This window comes from Patulibacter minatonensis DSM 18081, assembly GCF_000519325.1.
Lineage (GTDB): Bacteria > Actinomycetota > Thermoleophilia > Solirubrobacterales > Solirubrobacteraceae > Patulibacter > Patulibacter minatonensis.
Window position 1 is genome coordinate 4644111 of the sequence record NZ_KI912613.1, and the last position, 19731, is coordinate 4663841.

General features: G+C 73.8%; 17 protein-coding genes. 5 read left to right on the forward strand and 12 right to left on the reverse strand.

Going from position 1 to position 19731, the window contains the following annotated elements:
* Positions 1 to 1701, reverse strand: a complete 1701-nt coding sequence (locus PATMI_RS32330) for a glycosyltransferase family protein (RefSeq protein ID WP_036726259.1) — start codon at positions 1699 to 1701, stop codon at positions 1 to 3.
* A gap of 265 nt (positions 1702 to 1966) precedes the next feature.
* Here PATMI_RS32330 and PATMI_RS0121940 point away from each other — a divergent pair, with 265 nt between their 5' ends.
* From PATMI_RS0121940 to PATMI_RS0121950, 3 genes are read left to right on the forward strand one after another with little or no spacing between them, the layout of a single operon-like run.
* Entirely contained in the window at positions 1967 to 3025 is a 1059-nt protein-coding gene (locus PATMI_RS0121940) for a glycosyltransferase family 2 protein (RefSeq protein ID WP_026912463.1), read from the forward strand.
* Entirely contained in the window at positions 3022 to 3708 is a 687-nt protein-coding gene (locus PATMI_RS0121945; protein ID WP_051472139.1) for a class I SAM-dependent methyltransferase, read from the forward strand. The genes PATMI_RS0121940 and PATMI_RS0121945 overlap by 4 nt, the downstream gene beginning before the upstream one ends.
* Before the next feature lie 28 nt (positions 3709 to 3736).
* Entirely contained in the window at positions 3737 to 5179 is a 1443-nt protein-coding gene (locus tag PATMI_RS0121950; RefSeq protein WP_026912465.1) for a lipopolysaccharide biosynthesis protein, read from the forward strand.
* Positions 5180 to 5405: 226 nt separating this feature from the next.
* Here PATMI_RS0121950 and PATMI_RS0121955 read toward each other — a convergent pair whose 3' ends face one another.
* The 9 genes from PATMI_RS0121955 to def all read right to left on the reverse strand — a co-directional run bounded on the left by PATMI_RS0121955 (position 5406) and on the right by def (position 14875).
* Entirely contained in the window at positions 5406 to 6278 is an 873-nt protein-coding gene (locus PATMI_RS0121955) for an MlaE family ABC transporter permease (RefSeq protein WP_026912466.1), read from the reverse strand.
* Between the two features lie 12 nt (positions 6279 to 6290).
* Positions 6291 to 7052 carry an MlaE family ABC transporter permease gene (locus PATMI_RS0121960; RefSeq protein ID WP_245604070.1) on the reverse strand — a complete coding sequence of 254 codons (762 nt, stop codon included), beginning with the start codon at positions 7050 to 7052 and terminating at the stop codon, positions 6291 to 6293.
* A 344-nt stretch (positions 7053 to 7396) separates the two neighbouring features.
* Positions 7397 to 9940: an ABC transporter permease gene (locus tag PATMI_RS0121965; RefSeq protein ID WP_026912468.1), complete on the reverse strand. Its 2544-nt coding sequence runs from the start codon at positions 9938 to 9940 to the stop codon at positions 7397 to 7399.
* A complete protein-coding gene (locus PATMI_RS0121970; protein WP_036726262.1) occupies positions 9940 to 10704 on the reverse strand; it encodes an ABC transporter ATP-binding protein in 765 nt (254 codons plus the stop codon). Before PATMI_RS0121970 ends, PATMI_RS0121965 begins: the two co-directional genes overlap by 1 nt.
* 118 nt (positions 10705 to 10822) lie before the next feature.
* Positions 10823 to 11512 carry a ribulose-phosphate 3-epimerase gene (rpe, locus tag PATMI_RS0121975; RefSeq protein ID WP_084270154.1) on the reverse strand — a complete coding sequence of 230 codons (690 nt, stop codon included), beginning with the start codon at positions 11510 to 11512 and terminating at the stop codon, positions 10823 to 10825.
* 44 nt (positions 11513 to 11556) lie between these two features.
* Entirely contained in the window at positions 11557 to 11775 is a 219-nt protein-coding gene (locus tag PATMI_RS36170; protein ID WP_084270413.1) for a YfgJ family double zinc ribbon protein, read from the reverse strand.
* 88 nt (positions 11776 to 11863) lie between these two features.
* Positions 11864 to 13372 carry a transcription antitermination factor NusB gene (locus tag PATMI_RS32335; RefSeq protein WP_157260919.1) on the reverse strand — a complete coding sequence of 503 codons (1509 nt, stop codon included), beginning with the start codon at positions 13370 to 13372 and terminating at the stop codon, positions 11864 to 11866.
* A 16-nt stretch (positions 13373 to 13388) separates the two neighbouring features.
* Complete coding sequence (locus PATMI_RS32340; RefSeq protein WP_051472141.1) at positions 13389 to 14285, reverse strand: methionyl-tRNA formyltransferase; 897 nt, start codon at positions 14283 to 14285, stop codon at positions 13389 to 13391.
* A complete protein-coding gene (gene def / locus PATMI_RS0121995) occupies positions 14282 to 14875 on the reverse strand; it encodes a peptide deformylase (RefSeq protein WP_026912471.1) in 594 nt (197 codons plus the stop codon). The genes PATMI_RS32340 and def overlap by 4 nt, the downstream gene beginning before the upstream one ends.
* 115 nt (positions 14876 to 14990) lie before the next feature.
* Here def and dinB point away from each other — a divergent pair, with 115 nt between their 5' ends.
* Positions 14991 to 16226, forward strand: a complete 1236-nt coding sequence (gene dinB / locus PATMI_RS32345) for a DNA polymerase IV (protein WP_051472142.1) — start codon at positions 14991 to 14993, stop codon at positions 16224 to 16226.
* Positions 16227 to 16268: 42 nt separating this feature from the next.
* Here dinB and PATMI_RS0122005 read toward each other — a convergent pair whose 3' ends face one another.
* Together PATMI_RS0122005 and priA are read right to left on the reverse strand one after the other, a co-directional pair.
* The gene (locus PATMI_RS0122005; protein ID WP_026912472.1) at positions 16269 to 16844 is read right to left on the reverse strand and encodes a class IV adenylate cyclase; all 576 of its coding nucleotides are present in this window, start codon (positions 16842 to 16844) and stop codon (positions 16269 to 16271) included.
* A gap of 42 nt (positions 16845 to 16886) precedes the next feature.
* A complete protein-coding gene (gene priA / locus PATMI_RS32350) occupies positions 16887 to 19016 on the reverse strand; it encodes a replication restart helicase PriA (protein WP_051472143.1) in 2130 nt (709 codons plus the stop codon).
* 173 nt (positions 19017 to 19189) lie between these two features.
* Between priA and PATMI_RS0122015 the strand changes: the two genes are divergently transcribed.
* Positions 19190 to 19723 carry a PH domain-containing protein gene (locus tag PATMI_RS0122015; protein WP_026912473.1) on the forward strand — a complete coding sequence of 178 codons (534 nt, stop codon included), beginning with the start codon at positions 19190 to 19192 and terminating at the stop codon, positions 19721 to 19723.
* Positions 19724 to 19731 lie beyond the last annotated feature (8 nt).

Genomic DNA, 19731 nt, shown 5'->3' on the forward strand with positions numbered 1-19731 from the left:
TCAGGGTCGGCACGAGGCGTAGACGGCGTAGTGGGTGCTCGTGGCGATGCGCCGGAAGCCGGCGGGCGGGATCACGTCGAAGGCGCGGTCGTCGCCGACGAACACGTAGCCCTGTCGGACGAGGGCCAGGCGGGACGTCGGCAGCAGTGCGACGCCGCGGGTGACGGTCGGCGTCGGGTTCGGCACGGTGGTCTTCAGGACGTCGCCGCGGGAGTCCCGCTTCGGCGTCCCGTTCGGACCCTTGACCGTGACGTAGAGGAGCCTGCCGTCGGGTCCGCGGAGCCCCTCGGCGTCGGGGACGGCCTTGCGGGCGACGCGGCGGTCCGGGCTGCCGTACCCCGTGACGTCGGTGTCGAAGAGCGCCGGCTTGAGCATCGAGCGCGGGAGCACCTCGGCGTTGCCGGCGTCGAGGATCCAGCGCGAGTCGGGGACGAGCTTGTGGTTCGGCGTCCACAGCGGCCCGCACTTCAGCGCAGCCCGGACCTGGGGCTCGTCGAGCACCCGCACGAGGTCCTTGTGGGCGTCCCCGCGGAACTTCAGGTCGTTGGCCAGCGAGTTCGGCTGCAGGTTGACCGCGCCGACGACGACCACGCCGATGCCGCCGAGCAGGGACGCGCGGGCCCACCACGTCCGGACCCGGCCCTCGGGCATCAGGGTCCAGCCGACGAGCAGGACCGCGGCGAAGATCAGCAGCAGGGCGGCCGGCACCAGCAGGTAGCGGTCGATGACCGAGAAGCCGCCGAAGCCGAGGAGGAAGAACGTACCGATGCCGGCGACGAACAGGACGAGCGGCATCGTCGCGCGGTACGGCACGATCCAGAGCGTCGTCAGCAGGCCGACGAGGCCCGCGACGAAGAGCGGCAGACCGTCGATGCCGCGGAGGAACGAGATCGTCGTGAACGGGATCGCGAGCGGGCTCTGCGTGCGCCCCAGCTCCTCGGCCAGCCCGGACGTGTACGTCTGCGAGAACAGCGGGTTGCCGGTGACGACGGTGTCCGTCGCGAGCCACAGCCCGGTGGCGACGCACCCGAGCGCGAGCCACGTGATGCCGCGGCGGGTGAGGACGCGCGAGAGGCCCTCGCGGAGGGCGATCCGGCCGTCCCGCAGGACGTGGGCGCCGTCCCAGGCCATCCAGAGCCCGTAGAGCCCGCAGAGCACCCAGGCCTCCGGCCGGAGCGTGCCCGCGAGGGTGAGCAGCAGCATCGTGGGCCAGCCGCGGCGCCGGCGGCGCGTCTCGAGCACCGCCGCCCACAGCACGAGCGCCATGTAGGTGACGTCGAGGTAGCCGCGCACCGCCAGCAGGATCAGGTCCCAGTTGGCGACGAGGAGGACCCCGGCGACGAGGCCGACCCAGCGGTTGAAGGCGAGCTTCGCCAGCTGGTACATGCCGGCCCCGAGCGCGGCGACGGAGGCCATCGCGCAGAACACGACGACGCGGTCGGCGCCCTGCCCGAACGGGGTCAGGAACATCGAGAAGAGGATCGCCAGCGGGTGCTCGGTCGGCGCGCGGAACGCGTCGAAGACCGGCTTCTGCCCGTCCCAGATCTCCCGGGCCCAGAGCAGCGAGTAGTAGCTGTCGTAGTTCGGGTAGGTCGGGTAGACCAGGAACAGCGTCAGCAGGCCCGCGCACAAGAGGCCGAAGGCGATCCAGGGCAGGCGGGAGCTCGGGCCGCTGCGGTGCGTGTCTTCCGGTCCTTCCAAGATGCGTCGGCGAGTCTACGGGACCTCGCGGGGACGGGACCTCGCCTCCCCTCCGGCGACCCGGGCGTCGGGCCCTCCGCCGCCTCTGGAATACTCCTGCGGTTCCACGGCATCGACCGATGCTCGTGCCCGCGCCGCTGATCCGGATCACGCGGCGCGCAGAGGAGGGGCGGGCCGATGGGCACCGCCCCGATCTCGCCGCGGGCCGTGCTGACGTGCACGCCCGCGGCACCGACCTGATCGTCCAACGACGCGCTGAGCCCCAATGAAGCTGATCATCCAGATCCCCTGTTTCAACGAGGAGGAGACGCTCCCCACGACGCTCGCCGACCTGCCTCGCGAGGTCGAGGGCTTCGACCAGGTCGAGTGGCTCGTCATCGACGACGGGTCGGTGGACAAGACGCTGCAGGTCGCCCGCGACCACGGCGTCGACCACATCGTCAAGCTCACGAACAACAAGGGCCTCGCGGCGGGCTTCCAGGCCGGGCTCGACGCCTGCCTGAAGCTCGGCGCCGACGTCATCGTGAACACCGACGCCGACAACCAGTACGACGCGTCGTTCATCCCGGCGCTCGTGGCCCCGGTCCTCGCCGGCGAGGCGGACATGGTGGTCGGGGACCGCGAGGTCCACAAGATCGAGCACTTCTCGCCGCTGAAGGTGCGGCTGCAGAAGCTCGGGTCGGCCGTCGTCCGCCGTGCGTCGGAGACCGAGATCGCCGATGCGACGTCCGGGTTCCGCGCCTACAACCGCGAGGCCGCGATCCAGCTCGCCGTCGTCTCGCGCTTCACGTACACGCTCGAGTCGCTGATCCAGGCCGGCAAGCTGCTGGTCGCGACGAAGCACGTCCCCGTCTCCACGAACGAGAAGCTCCGCGAATCGCGGCTCTTCCCGTCGATGTGGTCCTACGTGCGGCGCAACACCGTGTCGATCTTCCGGATCTACGCGCAGTACGAGCCCATGCGCGTGTTCATGAGCATGGCCGTGGTCCTGTTCCTGCTCGCCTGCATCCCGTGGCTGCGGTTCTTCGTCGCCTGGGTCCAGAGCGACGGTGCCGGCCACGTGCAGTCCCTGATCTTCGGCGGCGTGCTGTTCACGGCCGCCGTGATGGTCGCCGCGCTGGCGGTGATGGGCGACCTGCTGCACGGGCAGCGGATCCTCACCCAGCGCGTGTTCGAGCGCGTCAGGCGCATCGAGCTGCAGCTCGGCGTCCCGCCGAGCCACTACGAGCCGGGCGCGAAGCCGACCGGCCAGAGCCCCACGACCGGCGCGCACGCCGCGCCGCCGGTGACCGACGAGACCGACGCGGAGACGACGCCCCGATGAGCACCCCCAGCCAGCCCACCGGTACCCCGGGCCCCTCCGGCTCCGGCGGCAACCCGCTGATCGTCACGACGAACGACGACGGCGTCATCACCGGCAACACGTACGACAAGTACAACACGACGAACCCCGTGGCCAAGCGGCTGCAGGCCGGGTTCGAGCGGCAGCTCGAGGAGCTCTTCGTCCGCGCCGACGCGCAGTCGCTGCTGGACGTCGGCTGTGGCGAGGGCGTCCTCGTCCACCAGTGGGCGCAGCGCCTGGGCGACAAGCGCGTCGTCGGGATCGACCTCGAGGAGGACTCGATCCAGGCCGGCTGGGCGCAGCGTCAGGCACCGAACCTCGACTACCGCATCATGCGCGCCGAGAACCTGCCGTTCGAGAAGGACGAGTTCGACGTCGCCTCGGCGATCGAGGTCCTCGAGCACGTGCCGGACCCGGAGCACACGGTCGCCGAGATGGCGCGCGTGGCGAAGCGCTGGCTGCTCGTGTCCGTCCCCCGCGAGCCGATCTGGCGCGCGGTGAACATGGCGCGCGGCGCGTACATCAAGGACCTCGGCAACACCCCGGGCCACCTGAACCACTGGTCGACCCGCTCGTTCAAGAAGCTGCTCTCCCAGCACGGCGAGGTCGTCGAGACCCGGCAGCCGTTCCCGTGGACGCAGCTCCTCGTCCGCGTCGGCGACTGACCTTGCGGCACGGCGGGGCGGGACGGTCGTGAGCGACCCGGAGGAGCCCCGCCACCGGCCGTACGAGCACACCGCTCCCGGTGCGCTCCCGGCCGACCCCAACCTCGACCCGTCGGGGGCCGTCGCCGACGAGGCGCTGGCGGAGGACCTCGCCGACGCGACGCACGAGCAGGGCTCGGTCGGACGCGGCGCCCGCCTCCTGACGATCGGGATCGCCTCCACCGGGCTCCTGACGTTCCTCTTCTTCTCCGTCGCGTCCCACGCGCTCGGGGACAGCGCGCAGGGGAAGGACGACTACGGCGAGATCGCCACGATGTGGGCGATCCTCTTCACGGCGATGTCGGTGTTCTACCGGCCCGTGGAGCAGCTCCTGTCGCGGACGATCGCGACCGCCCGGGCGCGCGGCGAGGCCCACCCGTCGCTGAAGGAGCCGCTGCTGATCCAGGCGGGGTTCGCGGTGGTCCTCGTGGCCGCGGCGCTGATCGCCCGCGGTCCGCTGCAGGACAACATCGGCTCTGACGGGATGTTCTGGCTCCTGGTCGGCGCCGGCCTGGCCTACGCGGCGAGCTACTTCGCCCGCGGGTTCGTGGCCGGGCACGGCTGGTTCGCCCTCTACGGCGGCCTCGTGCTGTTCGAGTCCGTGGCCCGGATCCTCTTCCCGATCGCGGCGCTGGTCGGCATCTCGTCCGGGCAGATCGCGGTCGCGGCGGGCATCCTCGCGGCTCCGCTCGCGTCGCTCCTGGTCGTCCCGTGGGCGATCCGCGCCGCGACGCAGCGGATGAGCGCGGAGACCGAGCGCTCGGCGCGTGAGGGGGTCGCGGCGAAGTCCGCGGCGTCCGACGCCGGCCTGCGCGCGGGCGGGTCGTTCGCGGTGGCGGTGGCGATGATCCAGCTCGGGGAGCAGACCCTGGTGAACGCCGGCACGCTCCTGACCGCGGACAAGGCGGTCGCGGGACTCATCTTCAGCGCCCTGCTGGTGACGCGGGCGCCGCTCCAGCTGTTCCAGGCGGTGCAGACGACGCTCCTCCCGCACTTCGCGTCGCTGGTCGCCACCGGAGCGCCGCAGGAGATCGCGGCGGCGATCCGCAAGGCGATCACCTACATCGCGGCGTTCGCGGCGCTCGTCGTCGTGGGACTGCTCGTCCTGGGCGGGGTCGTGATGCCGATCCTGTTCAAGGGCCAGGAGCCGCCGGTGCTCGGTCTGGCGGTCGTCGCGATCGGCATGGGCGCCCACCTGACGGCGGGCACCCTGAACCAGGCGGCGCTCGCGCGCGGGCACGCGTGGCCGGCGGCGGCGTCGTGGCTGGTCGCCGGCGGGGCGTTCGTGGTGTGGATGCTCGTCGGGCCGATCGGCGACGAGCTGTGGAACGCCGAGGTCGGCTACACGCTCTGCGCGTTCGTCCTCTGCGGCCTGCTGTCGCGGGTCTACGCGCGGCCGGTGCCGGGCGAGGCTGCCGCCGCGACCGCCTGAGCGGCGCGGCCGGGGCTCGAGCGGCCCACGGCCGGCCACGGGCAGGGCCCGGCGGCGCGGAGAGCCGAAGAGCGCGACGGGCCCGGCAGCGCGACCCGCCCGGCCGCGCGAGAGGTGCGGCGGCGCCGGCGTCGGCCCGGGAACGGGTGAGGGGCCGGATGGTGTCCGGCCCCTCAGGGGTGGTGCGTGGTGGGGCCGGTCCCTTGCGGGCCGGCCCGTGGATTCCTCAGCCTCCGACGGGCAGCTTGGAATCGGCGCCCCAGAAGAGGATCGTGAAGCCCTCGTTGAGCACCATTGTCAGGATCAGCGCCACCACCATCGATCGGGCGGTCGCCTCACCAACTCCTACGGGTCCGCCCTTGGCGTTGATCCCGTAGTACATCGCCGCGATCACGATCGCGACCCACATCACCAACGTCTTCAGATAACTGAAGATCACCGACGGTGCATCAGTGAACGCCCAGTGCACCGATTCCCATGCCCCGCGCGAGATCTCGCCGATCTGGAACAAGATGACGAACACCTCACCCAGGTAGAACAGCACCAGACCACTGATGAAGATCGGCAGGCTGACGAGAATGTTCGCCAAGAGACGCGTGCCGACGAGGTAGCGCATCGGGTTGATCCCCAGCGACTCCATCGCGTCGATCTCCTCGTTGATCCGCATCGACCCCAGCTCGGCGACGTAGCCGCAACCGATCTTCGCGCCGATCATGTACGCGAACATGAACGGCGTCGCCTCACGCACCGGACAGATCGCCGAGAACACCCCGGCATAACTGGAGGCGCCGTAGCCGCGCAGGACGTAGACGGCCTCGTTGCCGCACGTCAGTCCGAACGTGAACTGCATCGCCCACAACACCATCGCGGACCCGGTGATCAACAACGCGACCTGCCGCATCATCTCCGCCGAATACCGCAGCGTGCCGCGCAGCTCCAAGAACGACCGGCCCGCGAACGCACCGATCTGCCCGGCCTCCACCAGGATGTTGCGGACCGGGTCGACGAACCCCGCAGCGAACCGCTCCAGACCGGTCGGGGTGCCCTTGCGGCCCGCCCCGGTGGGCTGGTACGGCGCGGGAGAGTTTCCAGCTTCCATAGCTCTCAGCCCCTAGCGGAGGGTCGCGGTCTCCGGGAACGCGCCCAAGAGCAGCGAGTTCAGGAGATAGTTGTAGATGTAGATCGCCGAGAACGAGATCACGACGGCCTGGTTGACGGCCTTGCCGACCCCGGCCGCGCCACCCTTCGCGTTCATGCCCTTGTAACAGCAGACCACGGCGATGATGAACCCGAACGTCAGGACCTTCAGCGTGTTGAACACGACCTCAGCGATCGTGAAGTTCGACGCGAACGTCGACGTGTACCCCGCGACCGTCTCGTCCCACACCAGGATGTTCGCCAACAACTGGCCGATGATCGACACCGCCGTGTTCCAGTAGTTGAACATCACCGTCATCACGCCAAGCGCGATGAAGCGCGGAACCAGCAGGACCTTCACCAGGTCGGTGCCGAGAACGGCGAGCGCGTCGAGCTCGTCACGAACCTTGCGGGCACCCAAATCAGCGCAGATCGCGGTGCCGGCAACACCCGCGACGACCATCCCGTTGATCCACGTCGCCAGCTCACGCACCGACGCCATCACCGAGAACGCACCCAGACGATCCGTCGTCGCCAACGTCGACAAGAGCGAACCACCCGAGATACCAGGCGCGCCATACGCGAACACCAGCGTGCAGAACAAGCACGGCAAGAACGCCTTCTTCGTCACCAACCACGACTGCTCGATGAACTCGCCACCCCAATTGTACGGCGGCGAGATCGCAGACTTCATCACCTGCAACGTCAACAGCGTCATCCCGGTGAGCTGCTCCACCCAGCCAAGCGGGCCAGGCAGACCCTTCGGCGGCCTCGGCGCCTCACGCAGACCACCCGGAAGGGTGCCACGCTCACGCGTCGTTCCGGTCCCGGGGCCAAGCCCCGTCACAGTGGACATCAGCTCCACCGGTCCTTCAAGTCGAACACCATACGAACGTCCTCAGATCGAGAGTGAGAACGCATCCCCCACTGGTTCGTACTACGTCCGGACCCACGACACAGATCGCGCCCAGCTAGGGGGAACCTCGATCTCCCCCCTGAGGAAGGGTCCCGTGGGCGACCGTCCCGCCGGCGCAGGAGCGCCGGGCGCCCGCTGGGCCGGGGCGCCGGCGGGCCCTGGTCTCACTCCCCGGCGATCGCGTCCAGCACCTCGACGCGCGCCGCCCGCCTCGCCGGACGGATCGCCGCCACCACCCCGAGCACGCCGGTCAGTGCCACCAGCAGGGCGATCTGCCCGACCGGGATCGAGAGCGCGAACCCGTCGAGGGTCGCCCCGACCGCGGCGGCCAGGACGAAGCCGAGGGCGGCGCCGAGGAGCGCGCCCAGGAGCGCGGTGATCGCGGCCTCCAGCAGCACCATCCGGCGGACCTGCGCCCGGGTCGCCCCGACGGCACGCAGCAGGCCGAGCTCGCGGATCCGCTCCTGGATCGAGAGCGAGAGCGTGTTGACGATCCCGAACAGGGCGACGAGCACCGACAGGCCGAGCAGCGCGTAGACGAGCCCCAGGAGCTGGTTGACCTGGCCCGTCTGGTCGGTGATCCACGCGCTGCGGGTCAGGACCTCGGTCGCCGGGTAGTCCCGGGCGAGTGCGCGGCGGACCGCGTCGGGACGGCCGTCCACGACGACGAAGAACGGCTGCGTCGTCCCGAACGTGGCGGCGGTCGCCCCGTTGACGACCACGCCGCTGACCGCCGAGGCGCTGCCCTTGACGATCCCGACGATCCTGAGCGGGTGCTGCTCGCCGTTGGTCCCCCGGGCCAGGACCGTCCGGCCGGCACGGGCCCCGAGATCGCCGGCGACCGTGTCGGTGACGTAGGCCCCGCCCGGGCCCGGGTCGCCGGCGGTGCCGCCCCCGTCGGTGCGCTGCAGCCGGACCAGGCCGGTGCGCAGGGCCTCCGCGTCGAAGATCGTCAGGCTCGCCCGACGCCCGCCGACCGCCACGCGGCTGAACCCGACGCCGCCGGCCGACGTGACCCCGGGTGCCCGCCGGACCGCGCCCACGACCGACGTCGGCACGCCGCTGAACGACCCTCCGGAGGCCTGGACGACCACCGGGGCGGCGACGACGCGCTCGATGTCGCCGCGCAGCGTCTCCCGCAGCCCGGCGGCGAAGACCGTGGCGAAGACGACGAGGGCGAGGCCGATCATCAGGGCGCTCGAGGTGATCGCCGTGCGGCCCGGCTGCCGCGACGCGTTGTCCTGGGCGAGCCGGCCGGGAAGCCCGAAGATCCGCCGGAGCGGCCGGCCGAGCATCCGGGCGACCGGACCCACGAGCACCGGGGAGATCAGCGTGGCGGCGAGGAACAGGAGCCCCGCTCCGCCGCCCGCGAACGCGGTCCCGGTGTCGCCCTCGACCGAGCCGACGAGGGCCAGGGCGAGGGCGACGGACCCGACGACGCCGATCGCCAGGCCGGCCAGGACCGGACCGCGCGGCACCCTGCCGCGGCCCGGTGGTGCCGCGGCGTCGCGCAGGGCCTCCACGGGCGCGACCCGCGTCGCCCGGCGAGCCGGCAGCAGTCCCGCCGCCGCGGTGACGGCCATCCCGACGACGAACCCGACGACGATCGTCCGGCCCGAGAAGACGGTCGCGGTCGTCGGCAGGTCGACTCCCAGCGCCTTGATCACCGCCCGGAGGCCCGGTGCGACGCCGAAGCCGGCCAGGAGCCCGAGGGTGGCCCCGAGGAGCCCGACGGTCGTGGTCTCCGCCGCGACCATCGCGCGGATCTGGCCCCGCGCCGCCCCGAGGGCCCGCAGCAGCGCGAACTCGCGCTGCCGCTGGGCCATCGTGATGGTGAACGTGTTGAAGATGAGGAACGCCCCGACGAACGTGGCGATCCCGGCGAAGACCAGCAGGATCGTGGGCAGGAACGAGATCCGGTCCTTGATCTCCTTCGCCTGCCGGGCGCCCTGGTCCTCGCCGGTGCGGACGGTGGCACCGTCGCCGACGACGCGACGGACGTCCGCGGCCACCTGCTCGTCCCGGGTGCCCGAGGCGCTGAGCGCGAGCACCTGGCTCCAGTACCGGTCGGGTGTCCGGCGCAGGATCGACGCCGCCGTCGCCTGCGTGGCGAGCACGGTCGGCCGCGGGCCGAAGGTCGTGCCGTCCCCCAGCCCGGCGAGGCCGACGAGCCGCAGCCTCCGGCGTGGTCCCTCGCCCTGGACGGAGACGCGATCGCCGACGCGCACCCCTGCGCGCTCGGCGGTGTCGGCGTCGATCGCCACCTCGTCGTCCGCGGCGGGGGCGCGCCCCGCGGTGTACCGCACGCCGCCCACGCCGGGCGGGAGCGTCGACAGCAGTCGCGTCGGCGGACCGTTGCTGCCGACGGGGGTCCGGCCGTCCCTGCGGTAGACGATGGCCCGGCCCTCGAGCTGCCCGACCGCGAGCCGCACGCCCCGGGCCCCGGCGACGCGGTCGACGGCGTCGCGTCGCAGGCCGCGGTCGTCGTCGCTGCCCTCGCTGCTCGGCGTGCCCAGCGGCACCGCCGGGGTGACCGCGACGGCGACGCCGCGGTAGCTGACCTCCCCGATCTCGTCGAACGACCGCGAGATCGTGTCCGTGAAGATCAGGGTGCCGGAGATCAGGGCGACGCCGATGACGACCGCCAGCGACGTCATGACGGTGCGGCGGAAGCGCTCCCGCAGCGAGCGGAGGAGCAGGACGCGCATCAGGCGGCCGGCGGGTTCGGCGCGTCGGGGTCCGTGACCTGCCGCAGGCGCTCGTGGACGGCCTCGGAGCCCCCGGCGGGCCCGTCGTGCACGATCCGGCCGTCCTTCAGGAGCACGAGGCGGTCGGCGTAGGAGGCCGAGTGCGCGTCGTGCGTGACCATCACGACCGTCTGGCCGAACTCGTCGACGGAGCGGCGCAGCAGCTCGAGGACCTCCTCGGAGGAGCGCGAGTCGAGGTTGCCCGTCGGCTCGTCGGCGAAGATCACCGCCGGGCGGCTGGCGAGCGCGCGGGCGACGGCGACGCGTTGCTGCTGGCCGCCGGAGAGCTCGCTCGGGCGGTGGTCGCGGCGGTCGCCGAGGCCGACGGTGGCGATCAGGTGCTCCAGCCAGTCGGGATCGGGCTTCCGGCCGGCGATCGTGAGCGGCAGCACGATGTTCTCCTCCGCGGTCAGGACCGGCAGGAGGTTGAAGGCCTGGAAGACGAAGCCGATCCGGTCGCGGCGGAGCTCCGTGAGCCGCTTGTCGTCGAGCGACCCGGTCTCCACGCCGTCGATCGTGACCGTGCCGTGGTCGGGGCGGTCGAGGCCGGCGACGCAGTGCATGAGCGTGGACTTGCCCGATCCCGACGGCCCCATGATCGCGGCCAGCGCACCCGCCTGGAAGCCGACGGTGACCCCGTCGAGCGCGGTGACGACGGTCTCGCCGCGGCCGTAGGTCTTCCGCAGGTCGTCGGCCTGCACGATCGGAGTGCTCACGACGACCATCGAAGCAGAGCGCGGCGGCGGGGAGGCCCCGTCCGAGGGTGATCCCCGGCGGATCGGGGACATCCCCGGGGCCTGGCCGTCCGCGCGACGCCGGACGGACACCACGCGGTCCGGCGGGTCAGGCGGCGGCGAGCGCCCCGTCCGCGGCGGCCTGCAGCGCGCGGACGGCCTCGCCCGGGTCCGGCTTGCCGAAGACCGCGGACCCGGCCACGAAGCTCGTCGCGCCGGCGGCGGCGCAGCGCCCGATCGTCGAGAGGTCGACGCCGCCGTCGACCTGGAGCACCGCGTCGGGGCCGAGCAGCGCGGCCATCCGCTCGATCTTCCCGAACGACGTCGGGATGAACTTCTGCCCGCCCCACCCCGGGTTCACCGTCATGCAGAGCCCGAGGTCGACGAGGCTCGTCGTCTCCTCGAGGGGCGCCAGCCCGGTGCCCGGGCAGACCGCGAGCCCGGCGAGCGCGCCGAGCTCCCGCGCCTGGCCGAGGGCGAAGTGGAGCTGCGGCGTGGCTTCGGCGTGGACCGTGAGGCAGTCGGCGCCCGCCTTCGCGAACTCCGCGAGGTGCCGCTCGGGCCGCTCGATCATGAGGTGGACGTCGAGCACGGCGCCGACGCCCTTCAGCGCGTCGACGACGATCGGGCCCATCGTGATCGGCGGGACGAAGTGCCCGTCCATCACGTCGACGTGGATGACCGTGACGCCGGCGTCGACGCACTCCTGCACCTGGCTGCGCAGGGCGCCGAAGTCGCTGGCGAGGATCGAGGGGGCGATGCCCTTCAGGCGGGCGAGACGGGGATCCGGGGCGGTCACCCGGTCAGGGTATCGGGGGTCCGGCGGGGCGTGACGCCCGGGCTCTACACCTGGACGAGCATGCTGGAGCCGCAGTGGTTGCAGGCCAGCGTCGCGGTCTTCGACATGCGAACGATCGTGGAGTGCTCGCCGCAGTTGGGGCAGACGGACCGCAGCTCGTACCGCGAGAGGCAGTTGACGCAGCGGTAGCGCCCCGGGAGGTTCGTGGGGCGGAGCCACGGCTCCTTGCATCCGGGACAGCTGAGCCCGAGGTCGACCTCCATGCCCGCCACTATTGCAGTCGCCGCGCGGCGACCCCGCCACCCTCCGGTGAACCCGGTGGTGGCCGGTCGATCGCGGGCTCCGGGCCGCTCAGCCGCCGACGGCGGAGACGTAGAACCCGTCGGTGTGGTCGCGGTGCGGGTAGAGCCGGCGGACGGTGCCGTCGGTCTGCTGCTCCTCGCCGGGATTCAACGTGCAGACGCTGTACACGACGCGTCCGCCGGGCCGCACGGCGCGGTCGGCGACCTCGAGCAGACGGGTCTGGAGCTTCTCGAGCTCGCGAAGGTCGCCCTCCTGGACCCGCCAGCGCAGGTCCGGGTGCGACGCCAGCGTGCCGAGGCCGCTGCACGGCGCGTCGAGCAGCACGCGGTCGAAGGAGCCCGCCGCGAGCTCGTGCTCCAGCGCGTCGGCGTGGACGACCTCGACGTTCGTGGCCCCGACGCGCTCGCAGGTGCGGCGGAGGGCCCGCGCGCGGCCGCCGTGCTTCTCGAGCGCGACGATCGAGCCCTCGCCGCGCATCAGGTCGGCGAGGTGGGTCGTCTTGCCGCCCGGGGCGGCGCAGAGGTCGAGGACCCGCTCGCCGGGCTCGGGGGCGACCGCGCGGGCGGCCACCTGGGAGCTGTAGGACATCGCGACGTAGACGCCCTCATGCCAAGCGGGATCGCCGAGGACGTCGAGCGGGCCGGTGACCCGGCGGGCCTCCGGGATCGCGGGGTCGAACTCCTCGCCCGGGACCTCGAAGCCCTCGGAGATCGCGTGGTCGGCCCGCAGCCCGTTGGCGCGGAGCACGAGCTCGGTCGGCTGGTTGCCGGCGGCGAGCAGCGCGCGGGTGGCGTTCGGTCCGAGCCAGTCCCACCAGCGCTTGACGATCCAGAGCGGATGGCTGTGCCGGATCGCCGCGCCCTCGGGCGTGTCGTCCGGCGGGATCAGGCCCTTCACGCGGGCGCCGGGACCGTCCTCGGCGCCGCTCTGTTCGCTGACCCGGCGCAGCACCGCGTTGACGAGCTTGAAGCCGATGTTCGGCTTCGCGAGCTCGACCGCGGAGGCGACCGCCGCACGGGCCGGGACGCCGTCGGAGAACAGCAGCTCGTAGAGGCCGACGTGCAGGGCGGCGCGGACCTCGACGTCGAGCTCGCGGTCGACGTGCTGCCCGATGACGTGGTCGAGCGTCAGCCGCCGCTGGATGGCGCCGAACGCGAGGCGCTTGGCCTGGCCGCGCTCGCGCGGGTCGAGCTCGCCGGCGACGCCGTGGAGCGCCCGGTCGGCGAACGCACCGTCCCGGAGCGAGCGGACGACGACCTCGTGGGCGGCGCGTCGGGCGGCACCGGCCTTGTCGGCGCCGGAGCGCCGCGGGCGCGGGGCGCTGCCCGGTCCGTGGCCGGCGCGGGGACCGCGCGGCGCGCAGTAGCCCGGCTTGCGGGCGGGGCGCGGGGGGTCCTGAGCGGCCGCGTCGTCGTCCCGGGCCGGCCGCTGTCCGGTCGCCGCGGCGCCGTCGTGCGGGGCGCCGGGCCGGCCGGTGGTCGCCGGGCCGCGCTTCGGCCGGCGCTCCCAGCGGTCGGGGCGACCGGATCCGCGCTTGGGCAGCTCGGAGTCGCTCATCGGGCGGCGGTCCGGGTCATCGGGCGTCCCGTCCACGGAGGTAGTCGGCGTAGGTCATCGGGCTCTTCCCGGGGGGTTGGACCTCGAGCAGCTCGAGGGTGCCGTCGGCGGCGACGGCGGTCCTGCGGACGCCCAGGTACGAGCCGTCCTCCTGCTTCAGCCGCGCGCCGATGTGCGGGGCGAGCGCCCGCACGTGGTCGTGCTGCACGCGAGCCGGCGCGGCGGGGTCGAGGTCGCGGTCCGCGGCGACGATCTTCTCGGCGTACGTGATGCCCTCGTCCGGCTGCGGGGTCGCGGTCAGCGTGCCGGCGGCGACCTCGTCGAGGGCGCGCAGCAGCAGGTCGGAGCCGAGCTCGACGAGCTTCGGGGCGACGTCGCCGTAGGTGTCGTCGGGCCCGATCGGCAGGGACTCCTGCAGCTGGACGGGGCCGGCGTCCAGCGCCTCGACGAGCTCCATGATCGAGACGCCGGTCTCGGCGTCGCCGGCCATGATCGCCCGCTCCACCGGCGCCGCGCCGCGCCAGCGCGGGAGCAGCGACGGGTGGACGTTCAGGATCGGGTGCGCGGAGAGCAGCGGCTCCTTCACGATCGCGCCGTACGCGCAGACGATCAGGGCGTCGGGCTCGACCGCGGCGATCCGGCGGACCACGTCGTCGTCGAGCGTCTCGGGCTGCAGCAGCGGCAGGCCCAGCTCGAGCGCCGCGTCGGCGACCGGTGGCGGGGTGAGCTTCCGGCCGCGGCCGGCGGGGCGGTCCGGGCGCGTGATGACGAGGCCCGGCGCGCGGTCGGCGGCGACGAGGCGACGCAGGACGTCGGCGGCGAACCAGCTGGTGCCGAGGAAGGCCGTCCGGACGGGCGGGCCGTCGGCGGGCGGGTCCTGGGGTCGCGGGGCGGGCGGGCCCTCGACGCTCATGCGTCGCCGGCCGCGGCGCGGGCGCGGAGCTCGCGCAGCGCCCGCTTGCGCTGGTCGCGCGAGGTGCGGTCGAGGATCAGGACGCCGTCGAGGTGGTCCATCTCGTGCTGGATGATCCGCGCCTCGAAGCCGGAGGCCTCGACCATGATGTCGTCGCCCCGGTCGTCCTGGGCGGAGACGCGCAGGTGGACCGAGCGCTCGACGTCGACGAGCACGCCGGCCAGCGACAGGCAGCCCTCCTGCCCGACCTCGGACTCCGCGCCGCGCCACTCGATGCGCGGGTTGACGAGCCGCCGGACGGGCCCCTCGCCGCCGTCGACCGCGTAGACGAGGACGCGGTGGAGCGTGCCGACCTGGTTGGCCGCGAGCCCGACGCCGCGGGCGGCGTGCATGAGCTGCCCCATGGTGTCGAGCTCGTGCTTGAGCTGGTCGTCGAAGTGCTCGACCTCGCGGGCCTTGCCCTTGAGCACCGGGTCGCCCCACTGCCGGATGGCCTGGAGCGCGGCGGCGCGGCGGGCGTCGGCCTCGGCCTGCGCCTGCGCGCGGGCGGTCTCGGCGGTCCGGTCCTCCTGGATCTCAACGTCGGCCATCGACCGCCCAGGGTATCGCGGGCCCCACACGGGGCGGATCGCGCCGACGGCACGCCGCGCCCTCGCGGTCCGTCGCGGGTGCGCCACCGTCCGACGACGATGCGAACATGCGTTCGTGTCCAGCCCGCGGGCGATCCTCCACGCGGACCTCGACGCCTTCTATGCGTCGGTCGAGCAGCGGGACGATCCCGCGCTCGCCGGGCGGCCCGTGATCGTCGGCGGCGGCGTCGTGCTCGCCGCGAGCTACGAGGCACGCGCGGCCGGCGTCCGCGGCGGGATGGGCGGCGCGCGGGCGTACCGCCTGTGCCCCGACGCGATCGTGGTGCCGCCGCGATGGAGCGCGTACGTCGAGGCCAGCCGGGCGGTGCGCGCGGTCTTCGAGGCGGCCGCCCCCGAGGTCGAGCCCGTGTCGATCGACGAGGCCTTCCTCGACGTCACGGGACTCGACCGGCTGGGCCGGTCGCCCTCGGCGATCGGCAGGGCCCTGCGCCTGGACGTCCGGCGCGAGGTCGGACTGCCGCTGAGCGTCGGTGGGGCGAGCACCCGGATGCTCGCGAAGATCGCCTGCGGGGCGGGCAAGCCCGACGGGCTGCTCGCGCTCGCCCCGGACGACGAGCTGCCGTTCCTGCGGGCCCGCCCGGTGGGGGCGGTCCCGGGGATCGGTCCGGCGACGGTCGAGCGGCTCGACGCGCACGGGATCAGGACCGTCGCCGACATCGCCGCGTGGTCCGAGGAGGTCCTCGTCGCGTGGTTCGGCGGGCACGGCGGCCGCCGGCTCCACGCCGTCGCCCACAACCTGGACCGGACGCCGGTGCGGTCCGGGAGACGCCGCCGGTCGTTCGGTGCGCAGGCCGCGATGGGTCGGGGTCCGCACGGGTCCGCGGCGATCGACGCGCGGCTGGTGGGCCTGGCCGACCGGGTGACCCGCAGGATGCGGACGGCGGGCCGGGCGGGCCGGACCATCACGGTCCGGGTGCGGCTCGGGGACTACACCGCGATCACGCGCGCCAGGACCCTCCCCCTCCGGACCGCGGAGTCCGCGGTCGTCCTCGCCGTCGCGCGGGCGCTCCTGGCCGAGGAGCGCGCGCTCCTCCGCCGGCGCGGCGTGACCCTCGTGGGCATCGCGGTCTCCGCGCTCGAGGCCGACGACGCGCCGCTCCAGCTCGCCCTGCCGCTCGACGGCGAGGAGGCCGCAGGGACCGTCCGCGACCCCCGGGCGGTCGACACGGCGGTCGACGCGGTCCTCGAGCGGTTCGGCAGCGGGAGCGTGACCCGCGGGGTGCTCGTCGGGTCCCCCGGGTCGGAGGGCTCGTGGCCCGACCCCGACGAGCGGGGTCCCGACCGCGGGTGACCCGGGGAGCCCCGGACCCGGGCGTGCGGGGCCCGGGCGGGCTCAGCCGGCCGCGGCGGCCAGCAGCCCGGCGTAGCCGGTCGACTCGACGTCGCCGTCGTCGATCCCCAGGGCCGCACGGAGGTGCGCCACCTTGGCGGCGCACGCCTCGGCATCCCCTGCGGGGCCGACGACCGCCTCGAGCTCCACGAACGTCCCGAGCCCGTCGACGTCGTCGAGGTGGATGCGGACGCCCTCCCACAGCAGGAGCCCGCGGGTCTTCAGCACGTCGGCGGTGGTCCCGAGGCGCTCGTCGAGCGTCGCGCGGACGGTCGCGGGATCGTCGACCGCGAGGAGCTCGTACGCGCTCTCGCGGGCGACGGCCTCGTCCGCCCGCTCGTAGTGGATGAGGTGCGCGACGAGGACGTCGACGCCGGCGCGGCCCGGCCACGGCTCGCGCCGCTCCACCCGGAGCTTGAGCCTGCCCCGGGGCGCCGCGAAGTAGGTGTCCCGCTGGTGGAGCACCGCAGTCGGCTCGGCCCCGGCGGCCAGCGCGCGGGCCTCGAGGACCGCGACGTCGGCGCACCGCGCCTTCAGCTCGACGTTGCGCCCGGTCCGCCCGGCTCGGTCGGCGTCCATGGGACCAAGGGTGCCAGCCCCGGCGACGACGCGATTCCTGGGCTACCGCGGATCGACCTCGATCGCCAGGACGACCCCGCGGTGGGCGTTGTCGTCGACGACCGCCGCGACCGCGTCCCGGACCGCGGCCACGGTCGCGGCGCGGGAGGTCGCCTTGACGAGCAGCTGCCGGCGGAACCGCGCCTGGCGGCGGAAGAGGGGGACGGGCCCCATCGTGTCCTGCGGCATGCGGACGATCAGGGCGTCGGCGGCGGCCTGGACGCGGTGCTCGTCGGGGTGTTCGCAGACGACGCGGACGATCGTGGAGAACGGCGGGTACCCGAGCGTCCGCCGGCGCTCGATCTCCTCCACGACGAAGCCGTGCGCGTCGTGCCGGGCGGCGAAGCGCAGCGACGGGTCCTCGGGCGAGCGGGTCTGGACGAGCACGCGGGCCGGGGCCTCCCCCGCGCCCGCGCCGCGCCCCGCACGCCCGGCGAGCTGCGCGACGAGCTGGAAGGTGCGCTCCTGGCTGCGGAAGTCGGGGAACCGCAGGGTCGCGTCGGCGTCGACGACCACGCCGAGCTCGACGCCCGGGAAGTCGTGGCCCTTGGCGATCATCTGGGTGCCGACGAGGATCCCGTGGTCGGCGGCGCCGAAGGCCTCCAGCACCGACGAGCGGTCCCGGACGTCGGCGTCGAGCCGGTAGACGTGGCCGGGGAGCTCCTCGGCGAGCTGCTCCGTGCCCAGGCCGTGCTGGCCGACCGACACCGACGTGCAGGTGACGCAGCGTCCCGGCGGGCGCTCCTGGTGGCCGCAGTGGTGGCAGCGCAGGACGCCGCGGGTGCGCCCCGACGCCGAGGATCCGCCGTGCAGGACGAGCGAGACGTCGCAGTTCGGGCACTCCCAGGTGTGGCCGCAGTCCGCGCACTCCATCCACGTCGCCCAGCCGCGGCGGTTGAGGAGGACGATCGCCTTGCGGGCGTCCGCCAGCGCGCGATGGACCTCGGGGTGCAGGGCGCCGCGCGTGCCGCGGACGTCGATCAGGCGGACGGCGGGCATCTCGCCGCCGTCGGCCCGGCGAGGCAGCCCGATCCGGCGCAGCGACGCCCACGACTCCGGGCGCGGCGTCGCCGACCCGACGAGCAGGACGGCGCCGGCGTCGGTCGCCCGCCACGCGGCGACGCGCCGGGCGTCGTAGCGGGGGTCGCCGTCGTGCTTGTAGGCGGGGTCGTGCTCCTCGTCGACGATCACGAGCCCGAGGTCCGAGACCGGCGCGAACACCGTGGACATCGGGCCGACGCAGACGCGGGCCTCACCGGAGCGCAGGCGCCACCACTCGTCGCGGCGCTCGCCCTTCGACAGGCCCGAGTGCAGGACCGCGACGGTCTCCCCCAGCCGGCGGCGGAAGCGCGCGACCGTCTGCGGCGTCAGCGCGATCTCGGGGACCAGGACGAGGACCGTCCGCCCCGCGTCGACGACGCGCTGCGCGGCCTGCAGGTAGACCTCGGTCTTCCCGGACCCGGTGACCCCGTGCAGCAGCAGGCGGCGCTCGCGGGTCGGGGCGTCCGGATCGGCGAGGACCGCGGCGATCCGGCCGACCGCGAGGTGCTGGTCGGGGTTCAGCGGCGGAGCCGTGCGCCCGTCGCCGTGGAGCCCGCCGACCTGGGCGTGGTCGGGGCGGCGGCCGTGGGCGCGCTCCTCGATCCGCACCAACCCGCGGCCCTCCAGCCGGCGCAGGGCAGGCAGGTCGTCGCCCGCCCAGTCCGGCAGGCGGTCGAGGAGCGCGCGCTGGTTGGCGTTCAGGCGGACGTCGGCCCACGGATCGGCGGGGTCGGCGGGGTCGCCGGGGACCACCGGCTCGGCCCACTTCCGCGTCCGCTCGCCCACGCCCTCGGGCGGCAGGAGCAGCTCGAGGCAGCGCGCGCGGGTGGAGACGATGTCGTCGGCCATCCAGAGGGCGAGCCGCACGAGCTCCGGCGGCAGGGAGACGTCGGAGACGGCGGTCGGGGCCTTCAGCCGGTGGTCGGAGTCCTCGGCCAGCCCGGTGACGACGCCACGCAGTCGTTGCCGGCCGAACGGCACGTCGACGACCGCGCCGACGTCGCAGCCGTCGGGACGGGCGTAGTCGAACGGGCCGCGGACGCCGCGGGCCGAGACCAGCGGCTCGACCTGGATGACGCGCGGACCGAACACCGCGGTGATCGTCGCAGGAGCGCGGCGCGGGCCGACGGCCGGCGGTGTTCCGGCACGGGATCCGTCCCGGCCCGCGCCGGTCCGGCACCGCCGGCACCCGGTCACGCCCCGGGACCGACCGTCGACCGTCCATCGGGCCCGTCCACCGCCTGCACCGCCGGTATCGTCGCGGCATGGACCTGAACGACGACGAGACCCTGATCTTCAAGACGAGCCCGTCGTGGAAGAGCCAGTTCGGCAAGCACGTGATGCTCGTCATCGGGTCGATCCTCGTCGGCGCCGTCGTCGGCCTGATCGCGGACGTCGGCATCGGCATCGCGGCCGGCGTCGTGATCGCGCTCGTCGTCTTTGGCCTGCTCTGGGCCGAGCGTTCACGGACGACGTACATGGTCACGAGCCAGCGGATCCAGGTCCGGGAGGGCTTCCTCTCGAAGGAGGTCCAGCAGACGCGCCTGGACCGCATCCAGAACGTCACCCTCGACCAGTCGGTCGCCGAGCGGCTCCTGCGCATCGGCACCGTCGACTACGACACCGCCGGCGACGACGGCTCGCGCTTCCGGATGATCGGGGTGTCGAACCCGGACGGGCTCGTGCGGCTCGTCGACCGCACCCAGCGCGACGCGTTCGACGCCGAGCGCGACCGCAACGCCCGCGCCGAGGCCGAGGCCGACGCCCGGGTCCGCGGCCGCTCGGGCGACGGGCTCTGATCCCGGGT

Coding starts and splice junctions, on each gene's coding strand:
- PATMI_RS0121955 (WP_026912466.1), bottom strand. CDS start 6,278: ATGGAAGCTGGAAACTCTCCCGCGCCGTACCAGCCCACCGGGGCGGGC.
- PATMI_RS0122005 (WP_026912472.1), bottom strand. CDS start 16,844: ATGGACGCCGACCGAGCCGGGCGGACCGGGCGCAACGTCGAGCTGAAG.
- PATMI_RS0121970 (WP_036726262.1), bottom strand. CDS start 10,704: ATGGTCGTCGTGAGCACTCCGATCGTGCAGGCCGACGACCTGCGGAAG.
- PATMI_RS0122015 (WP_026912473.1), top strand. CDS start 19,190: ATGGACCTGAACGACGACGAGACCCTGATCTTCAAGACGAGCCCGTCG.
- PATMI_RS32340 (WP_051472141.1), bottom strand. CDS start 14,285: ATGAGCGTCGAGGGCCCGCCCGCCCCGCGACCCCAGGACCCGCCCGCC.
- PATMI_RS0121945 (WP_051472139.1), top strand. CDS start 3,022: ATGAGCACCCCCAGCCAGCCCACCGGTACCCCGGGCCCCTCCGGCTCC.
- PATMI_RS0121940 (WP_026912463.1), top strand. CDS start 1,967: ATGAAGCTGATCATCCAGATCCCCTGTTTCAACGAGGAGGAGACGCTC.
- PATMI_RS36170 (WP_084270413.1), bottom strand. CDS start 11,775: ATGGAGGTCGACCTCGGGCTCAGCTGTCCCGGATGCAAGGAGCCGTGG.
- PATMI_RS32335 (WP_157260919.1), bottom strand. CDS start 13,372: ATGAGCGACTCCGAGCTGCCCAAGCGCGGATCCGGTCGCCCCGACCGC.
- PATMI_RS0121965 (WP_026912468.1), bottom strand. CDS start 9,940: ATGCGCGTCCTGCTCCTCCGCTCGCTGCGGGAGCGCTTCCGCCGCACC.
- def (WP_026912471.1), bottom strand. CDS start 14,875: ATGGCCGACGTTGAGATCCAGGAGGACCGGACCGCCGAGACCGCCCGC.